Source organism: Mesorhizobium sp. M0217 (assembly GCF_040321955.1).
Taxonomy (GTDB): domain Bacteria; phylum Pseudomonadota; class Alphaproteobacteria; order Rhizobiales; family Rhizobiaceae; genus Mesorhizobium.
Genome location: NZ_JAMYSN010000015.1, coordinates 74,992 through 100,902 on the forward strand (window position 1 = coordinate 74,992; position 25,911 = coordinate 100,902).

Annotated in this window: 21 protein-coding genes and 1 tRNA gene; 9 read left to right on the forward strand and 13 right to left on the reverse strand. The window is 64.3% G+C overall.

Going from position 1 to position 25,911, the window contains the following annotated elements:
* Positions 1 to 128 precede the first annotated feature (128 nt).
* Genes NKJ18_RS22095 through NKJ18_RS22110 form a run of 4 tightly spaced genes read right to left on the reverse strand, consistent with a single transcriptional unit; the run spans position 129 to position 5,146 of the window.
* Positions 129 to 1,295 (reverse strand): NAD(P)/FAD-dependent oxidoreductase, encoded by a 1,167-nt coding sequence (locus tag NKJ18_RS22095; RefSeq protein ID WP_023736743.1) that lies wholly within the window; start codon positions 1,293 to 1,295, stop codon positions 129 to 131.
* A 29-nt stretch (positions 1,296 to 1,324) separates the two neighbouring features.
* The gene (locus tag NKJ18_RS22100) at positions 1,325 to 2,920 is read right to left on the reverse strand and encodes a sensor histidine kinase (protein WP_023694560.1); all 1,596 of its coding nucleotides are present in this window, start codon (positions 2,918 to 2,920) and stop codon (positions 1,325 to 1,327) included.
* On the reverse strand, positions 2,908 to 3,603 hold the full coding sequence (locus tag NKJ18_RS22105; protein ID WP_352759672.1) for a response regulator: 696 nt from the start codon (positions 3,601 to 3,603) through the stop codon (positions 2,908 to 2,910). Before NKJ18_RS22105 ends, NKJ18_RS22100 begins: the two co-directional genes overlap by 13 nt.
* 4 nt (positions 3,604 to 3,607) lie before the next feature.
* Entirely contained in the window at positions 3,608 to 5,146 is a 1,539-nt protein-coding gene (locus NKJ18_RS22110; protein WP_023694562.1) for a DUF4153 domain-containing protein, read from the reverse strand.
* A 588-nt stretch (positions 5,147 to 5,734) separates the two neighbouring features.
* Here NKJ18_RS22110 and NKJ18_RS22115 point away from each other — a divergent pair.
* Both NKJ18_RS22115 and NKJ18_RS22120 read left to right on the forward strand, forming a co-directional pair.
* Positions 5,735 to 6,616 carry an HpcH/HpaI aldolase/citrate lyase family protein gene (locus NKJ18_RS22115; protein WP_352498831.1) on the forward strand — a complete coding sequence of 294 codons (882 nt, stop codon included), beginning with the start codon at positions 5,735 to 5,737 and terminating at the stop codon, positions 6,614 to 6,616.
* A gap of 39 nt (positions 6,617 to 6,655) precedes the next feature.
* A complete protein-coding gene (locus NKJ18_RS22120) occupies positions 6,656 to 6,862 on the forward strand; it encodes a DUF1737 domain-containing protein (RefSeq protein WP_023673921.1) in 207 nt (68 codons plus the stop codon).
* Between the two features lie 163 nt (positions 6,863 to 7,025).
* On the opposite strand, the gene NKJ18_RS22125 is transcribed toward NKJ18_RS22120, so the two are convergent.
* Positions 7,026 to 7,448 (reverse strand): metallopeptidase family protein, encoded by a 423-nt coding sequence (locus NKJ18_RS22125; protein ID WP_023699282.1) that lies wholly within the window; start codon positions 7,446 to 7,448, stop codon positions 7,026 to 7,028.
* A 178-nt stretch (positions 7,449 to 7,626) separates the two neighbouring features.
* On the opposite strand from NKJ18_RS22125, the gene NKJ18_RS22130 reads away from it, so the two are divergent.
* The 3 genes from NKJ18_RS22130 to NKJ18_RS22140 are packed head-to-tail and all read left to right on the forward strand — an operon-like array spanning position 7,627 to position 13,362.
* Entirely contained in the window at positions 7,627 to 8,673 is a 1,047-nt protein-coding gene (locus tag NKJ18_RS22130; protein ID WP_023736737.1) for an ImuA family protein, read from the forward strand.
* A complete protein-coding gene (locus NKJ18_RS22135; protein ID WP_352759676.1) occupies positions 8,615 to 10,093 on the forward strand; it encodes a DUF6504 family protein in 1,479 nt (492 codons plus the stop codon). The genes NKJ18_RS22130 and NKJ18_RS22135 overlap by 59 nt, the downstream gene beginning before the upstream one ends.
* Positions 10,090 to 13,362: an error-prone DNA polymerase gene (locus NKJ18_RS22140; RefSeq protein ID WP_352759679.1), complete on the forward strand. Its 3,273-nt coding sequence runs from the start codon at positions 10,090 to 10,092 to the stop codon at positions 13,360 to 13,362. The genes NKJ18_RS22135 and NKJ18_RS22140 overlap by 4 nt, the downstream gene beginning before the upstream one ends.
* Positions 13,363 to 13,482: 120 nt before the next feature.
* On the opposite strand, the gene NKJ18_RS22145 is transcribed toward NKJ18_RS22140, so the two are convergent.
* The 4 genes from NKJ18_RS22145 to NKJ18_RS22160 form a co-directional block, all read right to left on the reverse strand.
* Complete coding sequence (locus NKJ18_RS22145; protein ID WP_023687636.1) at positions 13,483 to 13,725, reverse strand: Trm112 family protein; 243 nt, start codon at positions 13,723 to 13,725, stop codon at positions 13,483 to 13,485.
* 30 nt (positions 13,726 to 13,755) lie between these two features.
* Positions 13,756 to 14,427 (reverse strand): LON peptidase substrate-binding domain-containing protein, encoded by a 672-nt coding sequence (locus NKJ18_RS22150; protein ID WP_023685086.1) that lies wholly within the window; start codon positions 14,425 to 14,427, stop codon positions 13,756 to 13,758.
* Between the two features lie 111 nt (positions 14,428 to 14,538).
* Positions 14,539 to 15,546 (reverse strand): thioredoxin, encoded by a 1,008-nt coding sequence (gene trxA, locus NKJ18_RS22155; RefSeq protein ID WP_352759681.1) that lies wholly within the window; start codon positions 15,544 to 15,546, stop codon positions 14,539 to 14,541.
* 80 nt (positions 15,547 to 15,626) lie between these two features.
* Positions 15,627 to 16,124 (reverse strand): prolyl-tRNA synthetase associated domain-containing protein, encoded by a 498-nt coding sequence (locus NKJ18_RS22160; RefSeq protein WP_352759683.1) that lies wholly within the window; start codon positions 16,122 to 16,124, stop codon positions 15,627 to 15,629.
* A gap of 218 nt (positions 16,125 to 16,342) precedes the next feature.
* On the opposite strand from NKJ18_RS22160, the gene NKJ18_RS22165 reads away from it, so the two are divergent.
* The 3 genes from NKJ18_RS22165 to NKJ18_RS22175 all read left to right on the forward strand — a co-directional run bounded on the left by NKJ18_RS22165 (position 16,343) and on the right by NKJ18_RS22175 (position 20,682).
* Positions 16,343 to 16,417, forward strand: a tRNA-Gly gene (locus NKJ18_RS22165).
* 129 nt (positions 16,418 to 16,546) lie between these two features.
* Positions 16,547 to 18,769 (forward strand): SAM-dependent methyltransferase, encoded by a 2,223-nt coding sequence (locus NKJ18_RS22170; RefSeq protein ID WP_352759686.1) that lies wholly within the window; start codon positions 16,547 to 16,549, stop codon positions 18,767 to 18,769.
* Between the two features lie 149 nt (positions 18,770 to 18,918).
* Positions 18,919 to 20,682, forward strand: a complete 1,764-nt coding sequence (locus NKJ18_RS22175) for an adenylate/guanylate cyclase domain-containing protein (protein WP_023702561.1) — start codon at positions 18,919 to 18,921, stop codon at positions 20,680 to 20,682.
* 20 nt (positions 20,683 to 20,702) lie between these two features.
* Here the strand turns inward: NKJ18_RS22175 and NKJ18_RS22180 are convergent, their stop codons facing one another.
* The 3 genes from NKJ18_RS22180 to NKJ18_RS22190 all read right to left on the reverse strand — a co-directional run bounded on the left by NKJ18_RS22180 (position 20,703) and on the right by NKJ18_RS22190 (position 23,556).
* A complete protein-coding gene (locus NKJ18_RS22180) occupies positions 20,703 to 22,046 on the reverse strand; it encodes a hypothetical protein (RefSeq protein WP_352759689.1) in 1,344 nt (447 codons plus the stop codon).
* A gap of 29 nt (positions 22,047 to 22,075) precedes the next feature.
* Positions 22,076 to 22,597 (reverse strand): GNAT family N-acetyltransferase, encoded by a 522-nt coding sequence (locus tag NKJ18_RS22185; RefSeq protein WP_352759690.1) that lies wholly within the window; start codon positions 22,595 to 22,597, stop codon positions 22,076 to 22,078.
* Positions 22,598 to 22,734: 137 nt separating this feature from the next.
* Complete coding sequence (locus tag NKJ18_RS22190; RefSeq protein WP_023702558.1) at positions 22,735 to 23,556, reverse strand: hypothetical protein; 822 nt, start codon at positions 23,554 to 23,556, stop codon at positions 22,735 to 22,737.
* 301 nt (positions 23,557 to 23,857) lie between these two features.
* On the opposite strand from NKJ18_RS22190, the gene NKJ18_RS22195 reads away from it, so the two are divergent.
* On the forward strand, positions 23,858 to 25,273 hold the full coding sequence (locus NKJ18_RS22195) for an adenylate/guanylate cyclase domain-containing protein (protein ID WP_023685078.1): 1,416 nt from the start codon (positions 23,858 to 23,860) through the stop codon (positions 25,271 to 25,273).
* 15 nt (positions 25,274 to 25,288) lie between these two features.
* Here NKJ18_RS22195 and NKJ18_RS22200 read toward each other — a convergent pair whose 3' ends face one another.
* A complete protein-coding gene (locus tag NKJ18_RS22200) occupies positions 25,289 to 25,768 on the reverse strand; it encodes a class I SAM-dependent methyltransferase (protein WP_023672134.1) in 480 nt (159 codons plus the stop codon).
* Positions 25,769 to 25,911: the final 143 nt, after the last annotated feature.

A 25,911-nucleotide genomic window follows, 5' to 3' on the forward strand; every position in this document is an offset into this window, starting at 1 on the left:
CCGCTTCGCCAATCGCCGACGTTGCAAGAATGGCGCCTTCGCCGAAGCTGCCAATCTCCCCCCTTGCGGGGGAGATGCCCGGCAGGGCAGAGGGGTGGGCGGGAACTCGACAGTGAGCTTTTGCCGCCTCAAATCACATTCAATTCCCGGAACGCCCTTCCTTCGGCCACTCTGGCGTACCCAAACGCCGAGCAATCCACCGTCCGATACCCGCCATGCACCAACAACTCCGCCAGCGCCTTGCCGACCGCCGGCGCCTGCTGCAGGCCGTGGCCGGAAAATCCGTTGGCAAAGATGAAATTGCCGACCTCGGGATGCGGCCCGATCACCGCGTTCTGGTCGAGCGTGTTGTAGTCGTAGTGGCCGGCCCAGGCGCGTGTCGGCTTGATCGCCTCGAAGGCGGGGATGCGGGTGGCCAGCACCGGCCAGATCACCTCTTCGAACAGCGGCCAGTCGACCTCGAAATCGGCTGGATCGGCGGGACCGTCGCCCTCTTCCGGCTCGGCGCCGCCGGTGAGATAGACCGAGCCTTCCGGCCTGACATAGATGCCGGAGGGATCGACCAGCAGCGGCATGTCGGCGTATTTTTCCCGCGCCTCGAAGACGAAAACGTTGCGCTTGCGCGGCTCGACGGGCAGCACGAGTCCCGCCATGCCGGCCACCTTGCCGGCATTCGGCCCGGCGGCATTGACGACGATGCCGGCTTGCAGTCTTTCGCCATTGTCGAGGTCCATGCCGGTGACGCGGTTGCCCTGCCTTTCGATGCCGGTGACGTCGGCGGCGATGAAATCGATTTGTCTGTCGCGCAGCGCCTTGCGGAACAGCGTCAGCATCGCATGAGCGTCGAACCAGCCCTCGCCGCTGCGGCCGAAGGCGCCGGCGCTGATGCCTTCCGTCGACAGCCACGAAAAGCGCTTTGCCAGCTGGTCGGCATCCTCGAGCAGAATGTCGGCGCCCTCGGCGACCTGCGCCTCGTGGTTGGCTTTCAGGATCGGCAACCCGGCCTCGCCGGCCAGGATGAGATAGCCGCCCTCGCGAAAGCCGATATCGGCATCGGCGCCGAAGGTCTCCTTCAGCCGCCGGAACAGGTTTAGCGTGAACTGCGACAGCCGGATGTTTTCCGGGATCGAGAATTGCTGACGGATCGAGGCCATGGACAGCGTCGTTGCCGCATGGGCGAATTGCGGATCGCGTTCGATCAGCGCAATCGAGCCGGTAAAGCCTTCCTCGCGCAGATAATAGGCGACAGAGGAGCCGACGATGGCCCCGCCGATGATGACAATGTCGTAGCGCACGTTTTCTCCGATCCGGCCGCCGGTATGCTTCACGCCGCCGGCACAATGATCTCGAAGCGCGTGCCGCGTCCGGAGTCAACCAGCGCGATCGTGCCATCATGCGCTTTCAGGAGGGCCAGCACGATGCCGAGGCCCATGCCGGTGCCGCCGGACTCACGGCGCGTGGTGAAGAACGGCTCGAAAATGCGGGCCCTGTTGCTCGGCGAAATACCGGCGCCGTCATCGCTGACCGCAACGGTCGCCTTGCCGTCGGCGGTGGCCGCAGAGAGAAGAACCTGGGTGGCTCCGTGCCTGGCCGAATTGTCGATCAGATTGGCAAGCACGATCGCCGCATTCTCGGCTGATATCCGCAGGCCGATTTCGCCACCCGCCTCAATGTTGACCGCCAGCCGGCCATCGACCGGAAGCAGCGCCAGCGCTGCATCGAGCGATGTGCTTTCGCCGCTCGGCGCCAGATTTTCGGCGCGCGCCAGGTCGAGCAGGCGACGCACCAGCAGATTGAGCCGGCCGGCGTCATTGACGATGTTGCCGGAGAACCGCTTGCGCTCGGCGGCATCCATCGCCTCGCCGGAATCGCGCAGCAGCTCGGCCGCGCCCTGGATCGCCGTCAGCGGCGATTTGAGCTCGTGCGAGACATGGGTGGCAAAAGTCTGGATGCTGTCGGAGCGCGCTTGCAGCTTTTCGGCCATGTCGAGAAAGGCGGCGGACAGCTCCGCCATTTCGCGCGTGCCGTGATGGTCGAGCGGCCGGATCGCGTCGCGGTCGCCGGCGGCGATGCGCCTGGTGCGCTCCATCAGCGCGTAGATCGGCCGGCTGACGGTGCGCAGGAAGACCAGCGCGATCAGCAGCGTGCCGAACAGCATGGCAATGGCCGCCAGCGTCACCTTGCCGCGTTCGCCATAGAGATGTTTGACGATGTTGTTCGGCGTCCGGGAGAGATAGATCACGCCGGCGACGTGGCCAGCGACCGCAATCGGCATGGCGACGAAGACACGAACTTTCGTGCCGCGGCTGACCGAATAGAGCGGCGGCGGCGGCTGATCGGGGATTCGTTGCCTCAATGCGCTGGCATAGCGGCCGGCAAGGGCCTCGCGCACCTCCTCGACATTGGCCAGGGATAGTCCGACCTCGTCGCGCCCGGCAATGACGACGCCCTTGGGATCGAGCAGCCGGAAGCCGGCCAGCGTGGTTTTTTGCGTCGTGTCGAGAATGCCGGACAGTCGCGCGCCGATGGCCGTGAAGGCTGGATCGGTGGCGGCGGCAATGCCGGCGGGCCGGGTCGGCAGCAGATAGTCGGAAGCGAGATCGAGGCTCGGCTCGATCGGCTGGTAAGGCGAGTCGTCGCCGCGGCTGGCATCGCCGCTGTCAGCCTGCATCGGCACCCCTAGCTTCTCCGGGGCAATGGCGGCGTCACTGATATTCTGTGCATAGATGGCGGCGATGACGGCGCCTTGCGCGATCAACTCGCCCTCGGTCTGGCGGATCAGCTGGTTTTCATAAAGCCGGAAGAAGAACAGGCCGACCAGCGGCAGCGCCAGCACCATGATGAGGATGGCGAGAACCACCGTGGCCAGCCTTGGCCGCCATTTGGTGCCGATCCATTTGGCGTCGCTCAGGCGCCGCATCGGCCGAGCCGGAAACCAACGCCATGCACGGTTTCGATGGCGTCGAGACAGCCCGCCGCCGCCAGCTTGGCGCGGATGTTGCGGATGTGGCTATCGACGGTACGGTCGGCGACATGGATGTTGGCGGCATAGGCGCTGGCGACCACCAGGTCGCGGCCCAGCACATGCGCCGGCCGCGCCAGAAATCCTTTCAGGATCGAGAATTCGATCGCCGTCAGCGCCAGCGCCTTGCCGTCGAAACTGGCGCCGTGGCTGGCCGGCACCAGGCTGAGCTTGCCATGCGCAAAGTTCTTGTCATCGGCGGGGTCCGGCGCCACCGGGCGGGCGCGGTGCAGGATGACGTTGACGCGCGCCACCAGCTCGCGCGGGCTGAACGGTTTCGTCACATAGTCGTCGCCGCCCATTTCGAGCCCGAGGATGCGATCGATCTCCTCGTCTCGCGCCGACAGGAACAGTATCGGCACATCGGAGCGCTGCCTCAGCCGCCGGCAGACTTCCAGCCCGTCCATCTCCGGCATGCCGATATCGAGCACGACGAGGTCGGGCTCGCGGCCTTCGATCGCCTGCAGGGCGGCTGCGCCGTCAGCGACGGCCTGCGTCTTCATCCCGGCCCTCTCCAGCGCAAAGCAGATGATCTCGCGAATGTGCGGATCGTCGTCGGCGACCAGGATCTGATGCGGCATGGATCTAACGGTCCGGCACTGAAGGTTGCGAGGGCTGGGTAGGTGGAGGAAGCACGAGCGGACCTCTCTTGTCGAGAACCTGCAGGAGCCTCCAGCCGCGAAAGCTCCAGGCGCGCCACTGCTTCTGCTCGGCGATAGTGTCGTCGATCATCATTTGGTCGGCCAGACAGGTGGTTTGGTTTCCGAATTGGTGCATGTAGAGGCGGTCCAGCGCCGGCATGGCGGCAGCGCCAAGCGAGCGCAGATATTCGGTATCGATAGGCGTGCCGTCGCCGGTCATTTCAAGGGAATGGTCGACATTGAAGTTGGCGATCGCTGCGGCGAAGTTGATGAAGCAGCAGGCATAAAGCGTCGCAGATAACGTCGCAAGATTGGCGGAGAGCAGCCATTCGTTGGATTTTCCAAGCGCGATGCGGGCAATGATCAGTACAAGCCCTGACGCCACCAACCCCATCCAGACGAAGGCGGCGATGCGCCAGTAGGTCAGTGCATAGACGCCGATATAGAGATCGAGCCTGAGAATCGACGAGATGACCAGCACGATGTTCTGTGCCACCCAGGCATAGACCAGCCGGCGGATCAGCGGATCGCCTGAGGTTTCGCTGCCCGGCCGCAGCGCCGCCAGCACGAAGCCGGCGGCCAGCAGCGCGGTGGCGATCAGCGGATACGCGCCGCGATGGGCATAGGCGGCATAGCTCAACCCGTCGGGAAGGGCGACCCCGCCCCAGAGATAGGCGGCGTCGAGCCCGGTCTGCAGCGCAAACAGGGCATTGAAGACGATCAGCGCGCGCAAGATCGCGGCCTTGCCGAAGACGACGGCCTCGATCGTTGTCGCTGGTTTAGTCGCGGCCGGTGCGGCCACAGCTGCAGGCGGCGTCAAAGGTGGAAGGCGGCGTGGAAGGCGGCGCGGGAAACGCGGCAGGCGAGGCCGCAGGAAAGCCCAGACGCCGGCGAGCACGAACAGCCAGAAGACGATCCGCGCCAGTTGGATGAGATCGAGCAGCTTCATCAGGTCGATCAGCGACAGCCAGTATTCGATGACCGGATTGGCGGCGCCGAACAAGAACAGGAACACCGCGCCCAGCGTCACCGGCATGACCCAGACGATGATGGACGCCAGGCGGATGCGGCGGCCGCCAAGCCGGCGCACCGTGCGGCGCCATTGGAAAAAGTCACGGATAAGGCGCAGCGGCGCCGCCAGCAGGAACAGCGCGACCTGGCCGGCAATGCGGGCGATGCCGTGCCGCAGCCGCCCGGACAGGGACAGCGCAAACACCACCAGCGACACGACAGCTATCGCCACCGACAGCGGGCTGACGTTCTCGGCCAGCGGCAGCAGCGCGACGAACAAAGCGGCCGGCTTGAGCCAGGGTCGGGTGGAATTCAGCGCGGCAGGATGCACAGCGACCACCGCGCCGGCGATCAGGATGGCAAACAGCAGGACAGTGATCCCGGCGGGCTGGCCATAGAAGAAAAAATCCGCCAGGGCGACGAGCAGGACGGCGATGCCGAAGCGGCTGGAAAAGCTTGCAAACGATGTCATGCGCGGATTTTCCTGATGGGCTGGGTCCGCTCGGCCGGTGGGCGGATAAAAGGGAGCAGGCTCGCTTCCAGGTAAGGGCGGGCCTCCGCCCGGGGCGGATCGACCAACCACCAGCTTTCGCTGCGCAGGCGATAGGGCAAGGACCAAAGGTGAGCGTTTCGCTGTTGCATGCCGCTGTTGTCGCGGGCTCGCATGGAAACGGCGGGGCGGAGCGGAGGAGGTTTTCCGCAGGGATGTGCAGTTTTCGTGCAGGACCTGCGCTTCCAGCCAGGCTCCTTTTTCCTCTCCCTCCGGAGGGGGGAGAGGTGGCTCGGCGAAGCCGAGACGGAGTGGGGGAACCACCTGGCAATCGCCGCGAACGGACATCGGAAGGGCACTGAGCGCATTGCTCGCGTTGCGCCCAAGGGTCGACCCCCACTCCGTCGAGCTTCGCTCGACACCACTCCCCCGCTCGACGGGGGAGAGGAAAGGCCCCCCTTCCGCAACTGCTGCGGGACGGGCGGGGCAGCGCAAGCTTTCGCAGTTGGCTCGTCATCAGGTACCGGTCGGACGCTTGCCTCACCCGCCCCCACGCGGCATAGATCGGCCATGACAAGCGAACCTTACCGCCCGCGCCGCTCGGTGCTTTACGTCCCCGCCTCCAACGACAAGGCGCTGGCCAAGATCGCGACGCTGGCCTGCGATGCCGTGATCATCGACCTCGAAGACGCCGTCGCGCCCGCCGACAAGGTCGCCGCGCGGGACAAACTGGCCGGCATTTTCGCCAGCCGACCGAAACGCCGCTGCGAGATGATCGTGCGCGTCAACGCGCTGTCCAGCGAATGGGGCACTGAAGACCTGCTCGCCGCGGCAAAATTCGAGCCCGACGGCATCCTGTTGTCCAAGGTCGCCACGCCGCGCGATATCCTCGAAGTCGGCGACGTGCTCGACGACAATTTTGCCCCCGACAGCGTCAAGCTCTGGGCGATGATCGAGACGCCCAAGGCCATGCTCAACATCGGCGCCATTGCCGAACTCGGCCGCGACCCGGCCTCGCGCCTAGCTTGTTTCGTGGCCGGAACGAACGATCTGGTCAAGGAAACCGGCATTCTGGCGACGCCCGACCGCCGCTATCTTGTGGCCTGGCTGATGCAGATGGTGCTGGCGGCGCGGGCCGGCGGCATCGACATGCTCGACGGCGTCTCCAACGATTTTCGCGACCTCGACGCGTTTGCGCGCGAATGCACGGAAGCCGCTGCCATGGGGTTCGATGGCAAGACGCTGATCCACCCCGCCCAGATCGAAACCGCCAACCGCGCCTTTGCACCCGCGCCCGAAGCTCTCGCCGAGGCGCGCGCGGTGAAGCATGCCTTCGCCTTGCCGGAAAATGCCGGCAAGGGCGTGATTGCTCTGAACGGCAGGATGGTCGAGCGGCTGCACCTGGCGCAGGCCGAGAAATTGCTGGCGAAGGCCGCCGCCATCGGCGCATGATCCGCCCCGAAAAGACGAACTCACGACAGGATCTGACCCATGAGACTTTACCGCTTTTTGTCCGCCCCCGACGATTCAACCTTCTGCCACAAGGTGACCGCGGCGCTGAACAAGGGCTGGCACCTGTACGGCTCGCCGACCTACGCCTACGACAAGAAGACCAAATCGATGCGCTGCGGCCAGGCGGTGGTGAAGGATATCGACGGCCAGGAATACGGGCCGGATACCAAGCTGAGCGACTGGTAGGCTTTGCCAGGCACGGACGCAGGCTGTGTCGAGATTCAGGTCAGGCCGAGCCGAGAACAGTGGTTTCCGAGAACCGGAGCGGAGCGTACTTGAAGTACGCGAGCACCGGAAGCGCAGGAAGCTGCCGTTCGCAGGCCGGCTTCACCTGAATATCGGCGCAGCCTTACTCCGCCGCCTCTTCGAGCTTCTCCATATCGTCGTCCGACAGGCCGAAATGGTGGCCGATCTCGTGGATCAGCACGTGGGTGACGATGTCGCCCAGCGTCTCCTCATTCTCGGCCCAGTAGTCGAGGATGGCGCGGCGGTAGAGGGTGATGCGGTTCGGGCCTTCGCCGGTCTGCGGGTTCCAGCGCTCGGCGATGCCGCGGCCCTCGAACAGGCCAAGCAGGTCGAACGGCGTCTCCAGCGACAGATCGTCCATGATCTCGTCGGTCGGGAATTCGGCGATCATGATGACGATCTCGCCGGTCAGCTTGCGAAAATCGTCCGGCAGATGCGCGTACGCCTCCAGCGCCAGAAACTCCATCTCCTCGATCGAGGGCGAGAGTTCGTCATGCCAGGTGCGGGTCTTGTAGATGCGGGCCATGCTTTGTCCTTTGATCCCGGCATATAGGCTTTCCCTCCGGACTCGGCAATGAAGCGGTAATTCCATGACGTCAATGGCTATAGAGGAATAAATTCCTTCTGACTCCGCTTGACTCTTCCGGCACCCTCTGGAATCTATAGGAACATAACAGGAACAGTTGTGAAAGAAATTGACCGTCATGGCGACATCAGCCGTGGCGCGGGAGACTGTTTTTGCCCTGCGCCGCCAGATCGCGAAGATCGAGGGAACGCTGCCCGAGCGCCTGGCCGCGCCGGCTGGCGAGGGGCTGCGCGCGGGTCCTGGCCTCGACGCCGCGCCTGAACCCGATGCCGATGTCACCATCATCCGGCGCGGGCTTGCCGTGGCTTCGCCGGATGCTTTCCTGGCCACCGGCGTCGAGCGCCTCGATGCGGCGCTGAGCGGCGGCCTTCCGAAAGCCGCCTTGAGCGAAATCCATGGCCTTGAGACCCGCAATGCCGGGGCCGTCGCCGGCTTTGTGCTGTCGCTTGTCAGCCTGATCCTCAAGGGCCAGCCCTTGCCCGTGCTGTGGATCGGCACATCGGAGATTTTTCGCGAGGCCGGCTTTCCCTATGCCAGGGGATTGCAGGGCATGTTCGGTATCGCACCGGAGCAATTGCTGTTTTCCGAGGCGCCGAAACTCACCGATGCGCTGTGGGTAGCCGAGGAGGCCGCGAAGATGACGGCGCTCGCCGCAATCATCCTCGAAATCCGTGGCAGCCCGCAGCGGCTCGACCTCACCGCGACGCGCCGGCTGCACGCGCGCGCCCAAAACGCCGGCCGGCCGGTGTTCCTGCTGCGCCAGGCCGGCGAAGCCGAGCCGACCGCCGCACCGGTGCGCCTCATCGTGTCGGCTGCACCAGCGGCGAGCCGCCGGACGATCGCCGGGTCGCTCGCCGGCTCGATCGGCCGGCCTGCCTTCACCGTCAGCATCGGCAAGAGCCGCACCGCTCTGCCTGGACAATTCACACTGGAGTGGAACCCCGATGAACACGCATTCGAAGAAAGAAAGCCCCGCGAAAAACGGGCAGAGAATTCTGTCGCTGTGGTTCCCGCATCTGGCGGCAGAACGGATCCTGCGCCAGCGCCTGGGACGGTCGTGGCGTTCCCGGCCTTCGGATCATCTGCCGCCATCTCACCCACCGCTCGTGATCAGCCATCGCGACCGCAACGCCCAGCGCATATCGGCCCTCGACGAGCGGGCTGAGGCGCTGCATCTGAAGCCTGGCATGGGCATTGCCGATGCGCGCGCCATGCATCCCTCGATCGACGTCGTCGAGGCCGATCCGGACGCCGATCGCCGGCTGCTCGAAGGCCTCGCCGACTGGTGCGATCGCTATACGCCGCTGGTGGCGCTCGACGGTACTGATGGCCTTTATCTCGACGTCACCGGCTGCACGCATCTGTTCGGCGGCGAGCGCGCCATGCTGGACGACATCCTTGCGCGGTTTTTCCAGCAGGGTTTCGATGTCCGCGCCGGGTTGGCCGCGACGCCGGGTGCAGCCTGGGCGGCGGCGCGCTTCTGCGGCAACCGCATCTTTGTCTCCGGCGAGGAGGAAGCGCTGCTCGCCCCCTTGCCGCTGGCGGCACTGCGCATCGAGGCCGATATCCGCGCCAGCTTGGAAAGCGTCGGCCTGCGGACCGCCGGCGCGGTCATGGCAGCGCCGCGCGCGCCGCTCGCCCGTCGCTTCGGCGCGACCTTGCTGTTGCGTCTTGACCAGGCGCTCGGCCGCCTCGACGAGGCGGTATCGCCGCGCCTGCCGGTGGCGCCCCTTTCAGTCGAACGCCACCTGGCCGAGCCGGTCGTGCTGACCGCCGAGATCGAACGGCTGGTGCTCTTGCTGGCGGTGACGCTGAAGGCCGATCTCGAACGCCGCGGCGAAGGCGCAAGGATGCTGGCGCTGCTGTTGTTTCGCGTCGACGGCGCCGTCAGCCGCATCGCTGTCGGCACCTCGCGTCCGCTGCGCGAACCCAAGCTTATCCAGCGCCTGTTCCATGAGCGGCTGGCCGCGCTCGAACAGGACATCGATGCCGGCTACGGCTTCGACCTGGTGCGGCTTTCGGTGCTGGCGGCCGCCGGCTTCGACATGCAGCAGGCCGATTTGACCGGCGAGACCGAGGATGATGGCGCCGACATGGCACTCTTTGCCGACCGCATCCGCGCCAGGCTCGGCGATGCTGCTGTGCTGAAGCCGATTGCCGTCGAGAGCCATCTGCCGGAGCGCGCGGTCGCCACCATCCCGTTCTCCGAAGCGCCACAACGCAAAGCACCGCCCAGGAAGCCGGGCTCGAAAGACGCGCCGCGCGCAACCATCTTCCCGCCGGAACGGCCGATCCGGCTGTTCCGTTCGCCCGAGCCGATCGAGGTGCCGGCCACCGAAATGCCTGAGGGTCCGCCGATGAATTTCCGCTGGCGCTGCGCGCTCTACCGGGTCGCGCGCGCCGAGGGGCCGGAACGCATCGCGCCGGAATGGTGGCGTGAAACGTCAAGCGATCCGCTCACATCGACGCGTGACTATTTCCGGATCGAGGATGCCGACGGCCGCCGCTACTGGCTCTACCGGCAAGGCCTCTATGGCAACCCGCAGGTGCCGCCGCGCTGGTTCATGCATGGGGTCTTCGCATGAACGCGCTGACCGTCATCCCCTATGCGGAATTCGGCATCCAGTCGAACTTCTCCTTCCTGCGCGGCGCCTCCAAGCCGGAGGAGCTGGTGGTGGCGGCCAAATTCCTCGGCTTTTCCTCGATCGGACTGGCAGACCGCAACACGGTGGCCGGCGTCGTGCGCGCCTGGCAGCAGGCCAAGGTCGAGAAGCTCGCCTATCACCCCGGTTGCCGCCTGGTGTTCGGCGACGGCACGCCGGACATTCTCGCCTATCCGCAGAACCGCAAGGGCTGGGGCCATCTCTGCCGCATGCTGACGCAAGCCAATTTGCGCGATGAAAACGAGAAGGGCGCGACCCTTCTCCAGCGCAGCGACCTGCTCGAATGGGGCGACCTGCTGTCGCTGGCGGTGCTGCCGGATCTCTCGGCGAATGCCGACGATCCCCTGGCATTGGTCCGTCAACTGAAAGACCGTTTCGGCGCTAATTTGCGGCTAGGCATGGCGCCGGATTATCGCGGCAATGACCGTTTCCGCATCGAGCAGGCGGCGGGCATGGCGGACATCGCCGGCGTGCCGCTGATGGCGACCAACGACGTGCTTTATCACAGCGCCGAGCGCCGCTCGCTGCAAGATGTGCTCACCGCCATCCGCCTCAATTTGCCGGTCGCCGAGGTCGGGCTGGAGCTGACGGCCAACGCCGAGCGCCATCTGAAGCCGCCGCTGGAAATGGCCCGTCTCTTCCGCCGCCATCCACCGGCGCTGGCCGAGACGCTGCGCTTTGCCGGCGAACTGACCTTCTCGCTCAGCGACCTCCAGTACAATTATCCCGACGAGCCGACGCAATCAGGGCTTGGGCCGCAGGCCGAGCTAGAGCGTCTGGCCAGGGAGGGGGCCGCCACGCGCTATCCGGCGGGCGTCCCCGCTTCCGTCTTGCAGCGCATCAGTGAGGAGCTCGCTCTGATCGAGCGTCTGAATTATGCGCGCTATTTCCTGACCGTTTACGACATCGTCCAGTTCGCCCGCAATGAGGGCATTCTGTGCCAGGGCAGAGGCTCGGCCGCCAACTCGATCGTCTGCTACTGCATCGGCATCACCGAGGTCGGCCCCGAGCGCATCGACACGTTGTTCGAGCGCTTCATTTCCGAGGAGCGCAACGAGCCGCCCGACATCGACGTCGATTTCGAGCATGAGCGGCGTGAGGAGGTGATCCAGTACATCTACTCCAAATACAGCGCCAAGCGCACCGCGCTGGCTGCCGCCGTCATCAGCTATCGCGGCCGCTCGGCGCTGCGCGAGGTGGCCAAGGCCATGGGCCTATCGGACGATGTCCGCATTGCGCTCTCCAGTTCGATCTGGGGCTGGTCGACCTCGGAGCTCGGCGAGAAGGAGGCGCATGCCGGCGGCCTCGACCGCAACGAGACCTCGACCCGTCACGTGATCGCCCACGCCAACGAGATCATGGGCTTTCCCCGGCATCTGTCGCAGCATGTCGGCGGCTTCGTCATTACCCGCGACCGGCTCGACGAGATCGTCCCCATCGTCAAGACGGCGATGGAGGCGCGCAAGATGGTCGAGTGGGATAAGGACGATCTCGACGCGGTGAAGATCCTGAAGGTGGATATTCTGGCGCTTGGCATGCTGACCTGCCTGAAGCGCGCCTTCACCTTGCTCACCGACCATTATCCGAAGGCCCGGGATGATTACGGCCGACCCTATGTGCTGGCCACCCTGCCGCCGGAAGAGAACGACGTGTACGACATGATCTGCCGCGCCGACACGCTCGGCGTCTTCCAGATCGAATCGCGCGCGCAGATGTCGATGCTGCCGCGTCTACGCCCGCGCGAATTCTACGACCTGGTCATCGAGGTGGCGATCGTGCGGCCCGGCCCGATCCAGGGCTACATGGTGCACCCCTATCTGCGCCGTCGGCAGGGCAAGGAAGCGGCTGAATATCAAAAGCCAGAGCTGGAGGCTATTCTCAAGAAGACACTCGGCGTGCCGCTGTTTCAGGAACAGGCGATGAATATTGCAATCGTCGCCGGTGGTTTCAAACCCGGCGAAGCCGACGAACTACGCCGCGCCATGGCCACCTTCAAGCGCACCGGCACCATCGGCAATTACCGCCAGCGCATGATCGACGGCATGGTCGGCAAGGGATACACCAAGGACTTCGCCGAGCGCTGCTTCAAGCAGATCGAAGGCTTCGGCGAATACGGCTTTCCCGAAAGCCACGCCGCCTCCTTCGCTTTGCTCGTCTATGCCTCCTGCTGGTTCAAGACCTTTTATCCCGACGTGTTCTGCGCCGCGATCCTGAATTCGCAGCCGATGGGGTTTTACCAGCCGGCCCAGCTGGTGCGCGACGCGCGCGACCATGGCGTCGACATCCGCGACGTCGACGTCAATTTTTCCGACTGGGACTGCACCCTGGAGAAAGCCCAATTCGATCCGGGCCGCATCCTGGCGCGCCATGCCGAAATGCGCGGTGTCATCAAGACCCGGTACGCCGTCCGGCTTGGCTTCCGTCAGATCAAGGGCTTGGCCGAGAAGCGTATGGAAGCTTTCACCGCGCGGCGCGGCGCCGGCTATACAAGCGTCAGGGATGTCTGGCTGCGCTCGGGCCTCGATGTCGGCGAAATCGAAAGACTGGCGCAGGCTGACGCCTTCCGCTCACTCGGCCTCGATCGTCGTGAAGCCTTGTGGGCGGTGCGCGCGCTGGATGGCAAGAGCGCCGCCGAACGGCTGCCGCTGTTCGACCAGCCGGCGATCCGGCTGCGCGAACTCGAGCCCGAGACAAAACTGCCGACAATGCCGCTCGGCGAGCACGTCATCCACGACTACCGCGCGCTCGGCCTGTCGCTGAAGGCGCATCCGGTCGCCTTCCTGCGCGAGCGGCTCGACCGCGCCGGCGTCATTCCCAATGCCAATCTCGGCTCGGTGCGCGACGGCAGGCGGGTCTCGGTCGCCGGCCTGGTGCTGGTGCGGCAGCGGCCCGGCAAGGGCAATGCGATCTTCCTGACGCTGGAAGACGACAAGGCCGTCGCCAACGTCATTTTCTGGGAGCGGACCTTTACCCGTTTCCGGCCCATCGTCATGGGCGCGCGCTTCGTCAAGGTCACCGGCAAGCTGCAGTCGGAATCCGACGTCATCCACATCGTCGCCGAAAAGATCGAGGATTTGACACCGTGGCTGACGGTGCTGCTGGAAGAGATGACGCCGGCTGCCCGGCCCGACATTGCCACCCTCTCGGACAAAGCTGAAAGGGTCATGCCCAAGGGGCGGAATTTTCAGTAGGCAAGTGCAGGGCGGTCGGGAGCCCATGACATTAATGCCGGCAAGGGCAGAGGGGGGCGCGAAGGATCGCCAACAGAATGGCTTCTTAGGCTGAGGTCCGTTTGAACCACCCCTGGTCCCTCAGCCCGGCCCACCCAATCGCGGCGGCGACAGCACGTCTTCCGCCGAAATAGTCCGCGCCTCCGAGGGCAGCATGATCGGGATGCCGTCGCGCACGGGATAAGCGAGCTTGGCGATCCGCGAGATCAACTCGCCGCGCACCGGGTCCCAGGCCAGCGGCCCCTTGGTCAGCGGGCAGGCCAGCAGCTCCAGCAATTTTGGATCGACATTGACCGACTTGCCGTCACGCCCATCCGCAGCCATTGGATCCCCCTTCAGCCATCGGCTCAGCCCTTATTGCAGGCTGGAGCCAAAGTCCTCATTCTCGCGCGCCAGCGCCATTTCGGTGATGGCGATCAGCGTCTCCGCGCGGGCTTTCAGGTCGGGCGCCTCCAGCAGCGCCTGTTTCTCGGCCGGTCCGTAGGGCGCCATCATCGACAGCGCATTGACCAGCATGGTGTTCTCGGCGCGGCTGACGCTTTCCCAATCGGCTTCGAGATCGTTGGCCTGCAGATAAGCGCGAAACGCTTTCAACAGCGCCGGCCGGTCGACCTCGCTTGCCGCCTGGTCTTCGGCAAGATCGGTGAGGAACGGCGCCAGCTTGCATTGCCGGAAAGGCGTCTTCACCGGCAATTCGCTGGTGATGCGGAAACGGCAGACGCCCTGCAGCGAAACCAGATAGCGGCCGTCGCCGCTCTCGGCCATCGAGATGATGCGCCCGGCGCAGCCGACATTGCACAGTTCCGGCTCCCCGTCGGCGCGCAACGCGCCATTGAGGCTGGGCTGGACGATGCCGATCAGCCGCGCGCCGGCGATCGCCTCATCCACCATCTGCAGGTAGCGCGGCTCGAAGATGTTGAGCGGCATGCGCCCGCCCGGCAGCAGCAGCGCGCCGGCAAGCGGAAACACCGGAATGGTTGCCGGCAGATCCTTGCCGACCCGGTAAAATGCGTTTCCGACCTGCACCTTCACTCCTCCGACCCGCTTCGGGCGCGATGTTATCGGCCTAATCTGGCGCGGCGGCCGCCGACCGCAAGGCCCGACAGCCACGCCCCGGCAATTTGGCCGGCAAACGGCTCAGGAAAACAGCAGCGACGACAATTTGCGCCGTGCCGCCAGCGTCGCCTCGTCGGTCATGCCCCAGGCCTCGAACAGTTTCAGCAGCTGCGCCCTGGCGCCGTCCTCGTTCCACGTCCGGTCGGCTTTTATAATCGCCAGAAGATTGTCGGCCGCCGCATGGCGCTCGCCCCTGGCGTTCTGGATCATGGCGAGGTCGAAACGCGCCTGGTGGTCGCCGGGATTGGCGGCCAGTCGCTGCTCGAATTCAGCTGGATTGCCAAGTGCTGCCGCTTCCGCAGCCAGCGTCATCTTGGCACGCAGCGCGGCAAGTGCCGGCGCATTTTTCTTGGCCTCCGGCGCCGTTGCCAGCAGCGCCTCGGCGCCGTCGCTGTCGCCGGCCTCGAACAGAAGCTCGCCCAGCCCGGCAATCGCCTCGATCGTCTCCGGCGCTTGCGCCAGGATGGCGTCGTAAATGTCGGCTGCGGTCTGCGCATCGCCCGCCGCATGCGCTTCCGCCGCCGCGGCCAGTGCTTCGGCCACCGGCGGCGCGCCATTGCCCTTGCCGCCGACCTTGGTGATGAACTCGGCGATCTGGCTCTCGGGGATGGCGCCCATGAAGCCGTCGACAGGCTGGCCGTCCTTGAAGGCGATGACCGCCGGGATCGACTGGATGCCGAGCTGGCCGGCGATCGAGGGATGATCGTCAATGTTCATTTTGACCAGCTTGACCTTGCCGCCGGCGGCCTTGACCGCCTTTTCCAGAAGCGGCGTGAGCTGCTTGCAGGGCCCGCACCACGGCGCCCAGAAATCGACCAGTACCGGCTGTTTGCGCGATTCCTGGATGACGTCGGCGGCGAAAGTGGCGGTCGTGGTGTCCTTGATCAGCTCGCCAGCGGCAGGTGCTGCGCCGGGAGTCGGGCCAGGTGCCGACTTGGCCGGCTCGGCGCCGCCATATTGCACGGACGTGGTGTACTGGCCAGAATTGCCGCCGAATTGGCCGCCAAACGGATTGTTGTTGTCGCTCATCTCGTCGCCCTTCCGATCGCGCCCAGCGGAGCAGCGCGACGTCCTTAACTAGAGGTCAGTTTTCGCCATCCATGTGGCGATCAAGCCGAGACTTTCAAGATAGCAGCATCATGTCCGGTTGCCTCGACGAATCTGATGAGGTCGGCGGACGCGATCGACGTCGTCGCCTCATTGGTCAGCGGATGCGCGTTGACTGTCGCATGTGCCATCAAATCCTGGTCGAGCACCACCTTGACCCGTCCTTCGGTGTCGTTGATCAGCCCGAACACGGTGACCGCGCCCGGAATGACACCGAGCAGCTCCATCAGCATCTCCGGCTTGCCGAACGACACCCGGCCGGCGGCGCCGATGATCGTGTGGATCTGCTTCAGGTCGACCACCGCCTCCTCGCCGACGCTGACCAGGAAGAAATTGTCCTTCTTGTCCTTGAGAAACAGATTTTTCGTGTGCCCGCCCGGTATCTCGCCGCGCAGCGACTGCGAATCGGCCACCGTATAGAGCGGCGGATGGCGCACGGTCGACACTGATATGCCGAGATCGGCAAGAAAGGCGAAAAGCTCAGCTTCGGTCTTCGGCATTGGTGGTCTTCCCCCTGTATCGGCGCGCGGCAAAGCCGTTTACGGCCAATGATGCCGCCGAGACAAGACCGTCATGCGGGAAGTCGATGAACCACCCGCGTGGCCGACAAGGTTCCGCCAAGCGATTTGCCGCGACCAAAAAGCCCGTCATTTCCCTGTTGCAATCGCCGCGCTCTTCAGCCATATAGGCCCGGCTTGCGGCCCCGAGGGCCGTGTGAGCGGGTGTAGCTCAGGGGTAGAGCACAACCTTGCCAAGGTTGGGGTCGAGCGTTCGAATCGCTTCACCCGCTCCAGTTTCCTCTAGGGGGAATCAAGCGATGAAGAGGCGCCTTTCGGGGCGCCTTTTGCTTTTTCCAGACCGGCGATGTAAGCGCGTTGCGGGACACTTGTTCTCCCTCAGAACCAGGCGCAGGTAAGACGGCGTGGCGCATAATCCCTTGGTTTCCAGTTCGGCGAACGGCGGCACCGCATCCGAAGCGCTTGCTTGGCTGGCGTTGCGGAACGCCGCGTCCGAATGCGGCTCAGGCTCGCGCTCGATAGACCCGCAGCCCCTGCGCGCGCTCCCGGCGGGACGCAAGTGGGCGCGTGAGATCGCCAAGGTGATCTTCGATGGCCTTGTGGCAGGAAGCCTTTCGGTGCCGGGGCAACTGGCTGCCCGGTGGGACAGCTTCGGCGGTGCCATCACAGCGTTGATCATCGAACTCGGCAAGATCTGGGACAATCCCGCAGCGGCTCGCCGCGTCCAGTACCAGCTTGAGCAAATGCTTCTCGAACCCGACGATCTTGCCACGCCGCGCAGGCTGGCGCGAACGCTCGGAGTTCGCGTCGACGCTCGCAACCCGACCGCGACCGAACTGCCGGAAGGCATCGATCAGATTTATGCCCATCTGATGCTGGATGGCCGGATCGAGGCTGTCGTGCAGTTCGGTGCACTCGGGACGGTGACGAGCGATCATTGGATTGAATTGATCCTGGATGTAGTGCCTGCTGAGCGGCTTGCGGGAGGATCGCCTGCACCGCAAAAGGGCGCCGGCGCGACCACGTCAAACACGCCTGCAGCCGAGGCATCGTTTGCCATGGCGGGAAGCGAGCCCGATCCGGACAGCCATTTCGGCAAACTCGCGCAATTGGCCGCACAGGCGCATGACCTGGTTCGGTCGAGCGCTGAACCGTCAGAGCCTGTTGCGCCGCGCCGCGCACGGGTCGCGGACAAGCACGACAAGGATCGCACGGCGTTCTGGAACAGCTATTTCGCGACCGAAGATCCCTGGAACTACGGTTCGTCCTATGAGCAGGAAAAATATGAGCGCCAGCTCGAAATTCTGCCTCCCGGTTCCATCGGGCGAGCGCTTGAGTTGGCCTGTGCGGAGGGTCATTTCACGCGGCAGCTGGCGCCTCGCGTCGGCCATTTGACCGCAACCGACATCTCCGCCATAGCCGTCGGGCGGGCCCGCGTGCGATGCACCGATCAGCCGAATGTCGAGTTCGGCGTACTCGATTTCGCTGCCGACACGCTGCCGGGTGAGATGGATCTGATCGTCTGTTCGGAAGTGCTCTACTACTTGGATGACCTCGCCGAGCTACGGCGCATCGCCAGGAAATTCGCCGAGGCGTTGGCGCCTGGCGGCAGCTTCATCAGCGCACACGCATTCGTGTTGCGTGACAATGTCGAAAAGACGGGCTTCGACTGGAACACATTCGGTGCCCAGGCGATCTCCGAGACGCTGGCGGCGACCGAAGGCCTCGTCTTCGAGCAATCGATCCAGACCGAGCTCTACCGCATAGACCGCTTCCGCCGCCTATCGCCGGGCGATGTGGCGACGGACCCGGTGATCGATCATGTGCCGATCCGCGCGCCCATCGAAATCGGCGTCGCGCGAAATATCGTCTGGGGTGGGGCGCGAGCCTTGCGCCGCGACGTCGCACGTAACGAGCAGCGCCAGCATATCCCTGTCCTCATGTATCACGGCGTTGCCGATGAAGGTCCGGCCGCGCTCGCTCGCTTTCGGCTCACGCCCGCCGCATTCGCCAGCCAGATGGGATGGCTGCGCGCCAATGGCTTTCACGCCATTGGCTCCGAGCAGCTGGAAGCCTCCATCGCCAACCGTCAGCCTTTCGTCGGCCGCCCGGTGCTCATCACCTTCGATGACGGCTTCCAGAACTTCGCCGACCGTGCCTGGCCGATCTTGCGCGCCAACGACCTGACTGCGGAAGTGTTCCTGGTGACGGACCTGGTGGGCGAAAGTGCAAAGTGGGACACCGACATCGGTCCGCCGACGCCGCTTATGGGCGCCGGGACGGTGCGACGCCTCGCTGCCGAAGGCGCCTTCTTCGGCAGCCACATGGCGACGCATCGCGCCATCGATGGTCTGTCGAGCGCTGACCTGGCCGCCGAGCTCCTGCGCTCTCGTCTGTTCATCGAACGCTGGACCGGCCGTCCAACCACGGCGTTCGCGGCACCCTTCTCCGTCACCGACCGACGGCTTGGCCGGCTGGCCAGGGAGTGCGGCTATCGAGTAGGCTTCGGCCGCAGGCACGGGCCGGCGGACCTCGATAGCGATCTCATCGACCTTCCGCGCATCGAGATTCGCGGCGACCGCTCGCTCGATGACTTTGTCGCCACTGTGGAGGCCGTGCTCGGATAAACGCCGAACTGGTCGGTGCGGCAGCGCAAATGGGCATCCGCGTGGGCTGGTGTCAGAGCGCTGCCGGTAGCGCGGCTGCGTGGCCGTGATTTGCGAAAATTCCCTCGTCCCGCCGTCTTCCTGCTATGATGGAGATGAGGAGGCGACCCATGAGCGAGAACCGTAAGCTGGCCGCAATCCTGGCTGCAGATGTGGTCGGATACAGCCGGCTCGCGAGCGCGGACGAAGATCGTACCTTGGCGAGGTTGCGGGCACTGCGCAGCGACCTGATCGATCCGATCATTGCAGTGCACCACGGGCGGGTTATCAAGCGTACCGGAGACGGGGCGCTGGTTGAGTTTCGCAGTGTGGTGGATGCCGTGCGCTGCGCCGTTGAGATTCAAAACGGTATGGTTGAGCGCAATGCCGGCGTACCGCAGGAGCGCCGCATCGAGTTCAGGATCGGCATCCATCTGGGCGACGTGGTCGAAGAGAGCGATGGCGACCTGATGGGTGACGGCGTCAACATCGCCTCGCGTCTGGAGGGCGTTGCGGCGCCCGGCGCCATCTGCCTGTCCGAGGATGCCTATCGCCAGGTCAAGGCCAGGCTTGACCTCTCGGTCAGCGATCTCGGCAGCACACAGCTCAAGAACATCGCCGAGCCGATCCGGGTGTATTCGCTGCAGGTCGGCGCCGGGGCCAAGGTGGCCGTGACCTCGCAAACCCCGACGAGCCCTCCGGCTGCGGCAGCGCCGCCGAAACTGTCGATCGCCGTGCTGCCGTTCGCCAATATGAGCGGTGATGCCGAACAGGACTACTTCGCCGACGGCATCTCCGAAGACATCATCACGGCGCTGTCCAAACTGTCACAGCTCTTCGTCATCGCTCGCAATTCGTCCTTCATCTTCAAGGGCCAGAACGTCCATGTGCAGGATGTCGGCACGAAGCTCGGCGTGCGCTATGTCCTTGAAGGCAGCGTACGCAAGTCGGGGAACAAGGTACGCATCACCGCGCAGCTCATCGATGCAATCTCAGGCGGCCATCTTTGGGCGGAGCGGTTCGATCGCGATCTGACCGACATTTTCGCCGTGCAGGATGACGTGACGCAGCACATCGTCGGTGCACTGGCGCTCAATCTGACCGAGGATGACCGTCTGCGGCTGGCGCCCGAACACCAGCGCAACCCGGAGGCGTATGACTGTTTCCTGCGGGGCCGGGAGCTATGGCACCGGCTGACGAAGGACACGAACGTCGCGGCCCGCGAGCTCTTGCAGCGGGCCATCGAACTGGACCCGAAATTTGCCTCTGCCCACGCTTTCCTAGCCCTCACGTACGGGCTCGATTACCTCAACAGGTGGGGTGCGTCGGACTCGATGGCGCAAGCGGAAGAGGCAGCAACGCGAGCGGTAACGCTGGATGACAGCGATCCCTGGGCGCACTGGGCGCTGGCATCGGCCAAGCTTTACACACGACGGCACGATGAGGCCATCGGCGAGGTGGAGCGCGCGATAGCCCTCAATCCGAACTTCGCCGAAGCCCACGTCGCCCGCGGCGAGGCGCTGTATTATTCGGGTAGACCCGCGGAGGCGCTAGAGAGTTTCGCCCGGGGAAAGACCTTGAATCCATACTTCCCGGATGTGCTTCTGCACTTCCAGGCTTTGGCATCGTTTCAACTGGGAAGGTACGAAGAGGCGGTCGACCTCTTGCTGCAACGGCTGGCTCGCAACGCTGTCACCGACCTCTCGCGCGCGCTTCTGGCCGCCACCTACGGCCATCTGGGCCGTCTGGAGGAGGCCCATACGGCATGGCAGGACCTGCTTCGCGTCAATCCCGCCTATTCGCTGGAACACCGCCGCAAGGTCTTGCCTTACAAGAACCCTGCCGATTTCGAACTCATGGTCGAGGGGCTCCGCAAGGCCGGTGTGGTGCAATGACGGGCTAAAGCCCGGCCGGATCAGAGGCGTGAGGCCCGGCCGATCTTGCGCCATCGGGGGTTTTCGCGAACCGGTTTCAGGTCGTCGGTCGTCTCGGCAAATGTCCGCAACCGGTATTGCCGGAGCAGGTCCGGGAAGAGCGCCCCTTCCGGCAGGCCGGCAAGCTGCTCGCGGACCGAGATCTTTTCATCGATGACCCGCATGCCCCAGGCATTTTCCCGAACCTGCAGCTCGGCGGCCAGATCGCGCTCTTCTGGCGCGTGTTCATCCAGCGCAGCCAGCAGGATCGAGTGGAAAAGCGCGACATAGCCAATCTGTCTCAGGCCGCCCACAACCCGCACGCGCGGCAATATGGCAAGGGCAAGGAACATCAGGAACAAGTCCGGCAAAAGCATGCCGTCCAGCAGTGCCTGCTGGAGATGCGGCCGCTCGAACGGGATGGAAAGACCATGCGGCCTGTCAGGCTCGATCAGCCGCCCGTTCTCGAGGACGAGCTTGCGCACGCGCTGCTCGCGGATGCCCCAGAAATAGGCCGTGGCATTGGGCAGGAACCTGCCAAATGGGCCCGATGCGGCTTCTTGCAAGGCATGGTCGAGACGCCGGCGCCTTGGGGGCTTGAGGAGCAGCCTGGAAAGAAGACTGCCTTCATCTTCCAGATGCCGCGCCACGACAGTCGCGGCCAGCCTATCATCGACGAAAACCGGCCGGGCCATGCCGGAACGATCCCAATCGGCGACCAGATCCTCGTTGAGTTCTGTCAGCGCATCGGCGGCTGTTGCAAATACCTTGCCCTGGCTGGCAAGCAGCGTGCCCAGCCAGCTTCTGGCATCCGTCTCATTGCCCACCGTTTCGAGCGCGCGCCCGTTGAGGGTAACGGGACCGGCCGCGCAGGCGCTTTTGCGGCACAGTTTGTGGCGCCCCATGCCAAACAAATTGACCTTGTCGTCGCCGACATCGAGCCATCCCGGCCCCTCCCGGCCGGTTGTCTCCATGGTCATCGTCGTTCCCATGAAGCCGAAAAAAGCCGACAGCCCGTTTTCGACCGCGCCGAGCCAGGCAAGCAGCAGGGCATCGAAGGTGATGCGATCCATCAGAAGCAGGCAGTGCAGGCCGGACTGGATAACCGGTCTGTGGTCGAATTCGTCGAGGGCCTTGTCGATCGCTTCGGGCTGCATGATCGCACCGAGGCGCTGCTGCAGGACGTCGCGCAGGATCGAGCGGGCAGCGATCGACGGGGCCGATCCAGGCCTTGCCACCGGCCGCCACAGATGGCGGGCATAATCGGAAACCGGCGCATTCCAGTTCTGCTCGATGTCACGCACGACCTCCGGGCAGAGCAGCGACAGCACAGCCAAAATGTCCACCGGAGGCGCAGGGGCAGGGACGGCGGTCATCAGAACCGCAGCCGGGCCATGCTCAGGAGGTCGTGGTACTGCCCGTCGGTAAAACCGGCCTTCACATGCCGTCCCTCGACCCCGAAGCCGTGGCTTGTGTAGAGACGGATGGCCGGTTCGTTGTCGGCATAGACAGTCAACTCGACCCGCTTCAGGGCGCGCCAGTTGTCGGCCACGTCAAGCAGCGCGCCAAGGATGGCAGAGCCGATGCCTCTGCCGACAAAGCCATCGTCAAGGCCGATATTGATCTCGCCGATATGCGAGCGGCGGGGCGAACCCTGCGCGACCAGGCTGCCATGGCCGACAACCTTGCCGTCCAGCTCCGCAACGATCCAGGTGGTTTCCGGGCCGGACTTGGCGATGCGCCGCTCCACCTGCTCCACCATCTCGAACGGCATCCTGAGCGTGCCCCAGCGGAACCCCGGCATATTGAAGATAGCGCACAGCGCCTCGGCATCGTTTGGCCGGACGGCCCGGAGCTGCGGCTGGATTTTCTCGGATAAGGAGGTCGTGCTGGTCATGGCTTTCCCGCCTAACGCAATTTCAGGAAAAGTGTGAGCGGTTTTCCGTCCGGAATTGCGTCAGAACAAAGCGACAGAGGCAATATGCCCGGCACGATGCACCGGACGTCACCTGAAAATCCAGCCGTCTCTGCGACCTATGCCGATTGCGCGGCAAAATGCCGGGGGGCGGCGTAGAGTTTGAGGATACCGCTGATGCCGATCCAGCCGAAAAGGGCGAGCCAGCACAATGTCCCGGCCGCCGTCCAGTCGATCCGGTGCACGGCAGCGTCGGTGATGAAGAGGCCAAGAACAGCAAGCAGGCCAACCAGAAACTGCGCCAGGCCGAGCACCAGCAATTCCTCACGCGGTGCACTTCTCCAGACGAGATAGGTGCCGCCGGCGCCGGCGAGGAAGATGGCGCTGTAGACCTGGGCGTGAAAAGCATCGATCGGCCATGGCCAGAAGCCACCGAATGTCAGGGGAAACAGCAACAGGCCGACGCCGTAGAGCCCCAGGACTGCCATTTCCGCCGGTAGGTAGGCGCGCCATGCGGAGTTCAAGATCACGCCTTTTGCAGAAGGGCGAGCCCTTGCCAGCCACAGGAACAGCCCGGATACCGCGGCTGACGCAAGATAGACCAGAAACCAGAGCCAGGGGGCTTTGCGCTCGAAGTTGAAATAGCCAAGGTTGATGAACGAAGCCGCCGACACGATGACGGTGAAGATGAAGGCCATGACCAGCACGAGCCTGCCGGGCGACCAGCGATTCCAGACCAGCAGCGCCGCCATCACTGCCATTTCGGCGGTGTAGAAGCCGCCGAGGAAGCGGGCATTGAACGGCGTGACGGCCCAGGGCCAGCGCGGCTTGACCAGCGCGGGCGCGAAAAACAGGCCGGCCCCGACGATCAGGACGATGATGACCCCCGCCGAGAAAAGGCGCAGGGCCGCCGGAAACGGCGGGTTGTCGCGTGTCGGCATGGAGAAAACCCCAGAGATGAATGCCCCATGGGCTATCATAGTTTGGAATTCAACAAATGGAAATTGACCTGTCACCAGGCTTGTCCATTCGAATGGCCGTACGGTCCATTTCGCAGTATGATGGAGCGTTCGGGTCGAAGATCGGTCCGGCCAACACGCCTAGAGCCGGATGATTTCAGGTCTGTCCGACCTGAAATCTGAATCCGCCTCTAAATCAGGAAATAGAGCATGATGTCGTCCGAAAACCGCTTCACACTTTTCGGCATCATGCCCTAACGGCGCAATTTCCGGAGCCTGCACGATGACCGAAGCTCAGGATCTGTTCTCGCTTCTGCGGCAATCGACCGATGTCGATCCGCAGGCAATCGACGCAATCCGGCAAACCATCGCCGAGGGCAAGGACCGCGAACTTTGCCGCATCAATGCGCTGGCCTTCGCCAGCAAGCATGGCCTCGACGAGGAACGCACCATAAGCGCCTTTCTCCATGCGGCGCGGGTGGGCATCTTCGACATTTCCTGGAATGTTCTGTGCCCCGGCTGTGGCGGCGTGCTCGACACCAACGCCACGCTGAAAACCATGCAGAAGGACGAATACACCTGCGCGCTGTGCTCCCAGGGCTATTCGCCGACACTCGACGAGATGGTCGAGGTGACATTCACCGTCAGTCCCCGTGTGCGCAGGATTGCCGCCCACAATCCACACGAACTGCCGTTGGTGGAATATTACCGCCAGATCTACTGGGCGTCCGGGGCCGATCTGCCGGACGAGGATCTGGCGGAAAAGATGGAAGCGTTCTCGCTGGAAGATATCGAGCTTGCGCCCGGTGAAAAGGCGGTTCTGCACATCCAGCTTCCGCCCCAATTTATCATCGTCTTCGAGCCGGTCACGCATTCGGCCCAGTTCATCGACGCGAAGGGCGAACCGGCAAAAGAGCGGCGAAACCTCTCTCTGGCCTTCGACCGCGACCATGTCCAGAGCCAGACGCTGGAGATGCAGCCCGGCCCATTGCGCATTTCGCTGGAAAACAGGACCGACACGCGCGTGCTGCCGACGGTCTTCATCGCCTGCCCGGTATTGCATGATTTCCTGGGCAAGCGCCGGCCCTTCGTGACCGCCAAGCGCCTGCTCACCAACCAGACGTTCCGGGATCTCTATCGCACGGATACGCTCGACATCAACCAGCGCCTGAAGATCACCAGCCTGACCTTCCTGTTCACCGATCTGCGCGGATCGACCGAGCTTTACGAGCGGGTGGGCGATCTTTCAGCCTTCGATCTCGTGCGCGAGCATTTCCAGGTTCTGCACGAGATCGTCGCGGCGGAGGCAGGCGCGGTTGTGAAGACGATCGGCGATGCGGTGATGGCGACCTTCGCGACGCCTGACCGTGCGATTGCCGCGGCGCTGCGGATGCGCGACGCCATGCGGGCGCTCAATGACAAAAGCGGGCGCGAGGACCTTCTGCTCAAGATCGGTGTTCATGCCGGCCCCTGCATAGCCGTGTCCATGAACGAGCGGCAGGATTATTTCGGCCAGACGGTCAACATTGCTTCGCGGGTCCAGAACCTCGCCAACGCACAGGCGATCTTCGCCACGCGTGCGGTGGTCGACGATAATCTCACCGCCGATCTGTTGCACAGGAACGCGCTGACGCCCGTGCCGCACGAGGTCTCGCTGCGCGGCATCGAGCGGGAGATTGCGGTTTATACGATCCCCTGAAGAGTTCTCTACCGCTTACACGCGCTTGCAGAGGAAATAACGGTCGGCGGGCTCCGAAGTGGGCGCCGGGAGGTGTTGCAGCAGCGGGTGATCGAGCGGCGTGCCACTGACCGCGAAGCCGCCGACGCGAAGCAGGCTCGCAATCAGATCGGGAAGCCAGGTAGCGGTCACTGCATCGCGATCGTCATAGCCGGTGCCGATGTCGGCATGAACAAGGGCGGCTTCGATGCCAATGAACTTGCGGCCCGTCTCGCGTATTTCGCCGAGCACGAGGTTTTCAGCTTCGGGAATTGAGCTAGTGTGCGCGCCAACTTCGCGGTCGAACACCACGATCCGGCGCCCGGGCAGAAGCTCGCGCAGATGGTGGAATGTCCGGCCATTGCCGAGGCCGAGCTCAAGCACAAGCCCCTCCATCTTCGCCACCTCGGGGCAGATTCGATTAAGAATGTCGCGCTGCGCGGTCATCCTGCTGATGAAATTATCGAGGCGACTCATATGCGATTGTGTGTCCTGAACCAGCAGCCCCGATCGAGGCTTGCTGCATATAAAGGCGAACGACGAACCCTGCAATAACGCAACCGGCCGCCGACAAGCGTCATACCGGGTGGAGTGTTCGGCAGGCCGCGCGGTGGAACAGC

Bases quoted from the DNA above. Each gene is read 5' to 3' on its own strand.
- NKJ18_RS22100 (WP_023694560.1), bottom strand. From the start codon at position 2,920: ATGCGGCGCCTGAGCGACGCCAAATGGATCGGCACCAAATGGCGGCCA.
- NKJ18_RS22105 (WP_352759672.1), bottom strand. From the start codon at position 3,603: ATGCCGCATCAGATCCTGGTCGCCGACGACGATCCGCACATTCGCGAG.
- NKJ18_RS22110 (WP_023694562.1), bottom strand. From the start codon at position 5,146: ATGACATCGTTTGCAAGCTTTTCCAGCCGCTTCGGCATCGCCGTCCTG.
- NKJ18_RS22115 (WP_352498831.1), top strand. From the start codon at position 5,735: ATGACAAGCGAACCTTACCGCCCGCGCCGCTCGGTGCTTTACGTCCCC.
- NKJ18_RS22120 (WP_023673921.1), top strand. From the start codon at position 6,656: ATGAGACTTTACCGCTTTTTGTCCGCCCCCGACGATTCAACCTTCTGC.
- NKJ18_RS22125 (WP_023699282.1), bottom strand. From the start codon at position 7,448: ATGGCCCGCATCTACAAGACCCGCACCTGGCATGACGAACTCTCGCCC.
- NKJ18_RS22130 (WP_023736737.1), top strand. From the start codon at position 7,627: ATGGCGACATCAGCCGTGGCGCGGGAGACTGTTTTTGCCCTGCGCCGC.
- NKJ18_RS22140 (WP_352759679.1), top strand. From the start codon at position 10,090: ATGAACGCGCTGACCGTCATCCCCTATGCGGAATTCGGCATCCAGTCG.
- NKJ18_RS22145 (WP_023687636.1), bottom strand. From the start codon at position 13,725: ATGGCTGCGGATGGGCGTGACGGCAAGTCGGTCAATGTCGATCCAAAA.
- trxA (WP_352759681.1), bottom strand. From the start codon at position 15,546: ATGAGCGACAACAACAATCCGTTTGGCGGCCAATTCGGCGGCAATTCT.
- NKJ18_RS22160 (WP_352759683.1), bottom strand. From the start codon at position 16,124: ATGCCGAAGACCGAAGCTGAGCTTTTCGCCTTTCTTGCCGATCTCGGC.
- NKJ18_RS22175 (WP_023702561.1), top strand. From the start codon at position 18,919: ATGAGCGAGAACCGTAAGCTGGCCGCAATCCTGGCTGCAGATGTGGTC.
- NKJ18_RS22185 (WP_352759690.1), bottom strand. From the start codon at position 22,597: ATGACCAGCACGACCTCCTTATCCGAGAAAATCCAGCCGCAGCTCCGG.
- NKJ18_RS22190 (WP_023702558.1), bottom strand. From the start codon at position 23,556: ATGCCGACACGCGACAACCCGCCGTTTCCGGCGGCCCTGCGCCTTTTC.
- NKJ18_RS22195 (WP_023685078.1), top strand. From the start codon at position 23,858: ATGACCGAAGCTCAGGATCTGTTCTCGCTTCTGCGGCAATCGACCGAT.
- NKJ18_RS22200 (WP_023672134.1), bottom strand. From the start codon at position 25,768: ATGAGTCGCCTCGATAATTTCATCAGCAGGATGACCGCGCAGCGCGAC.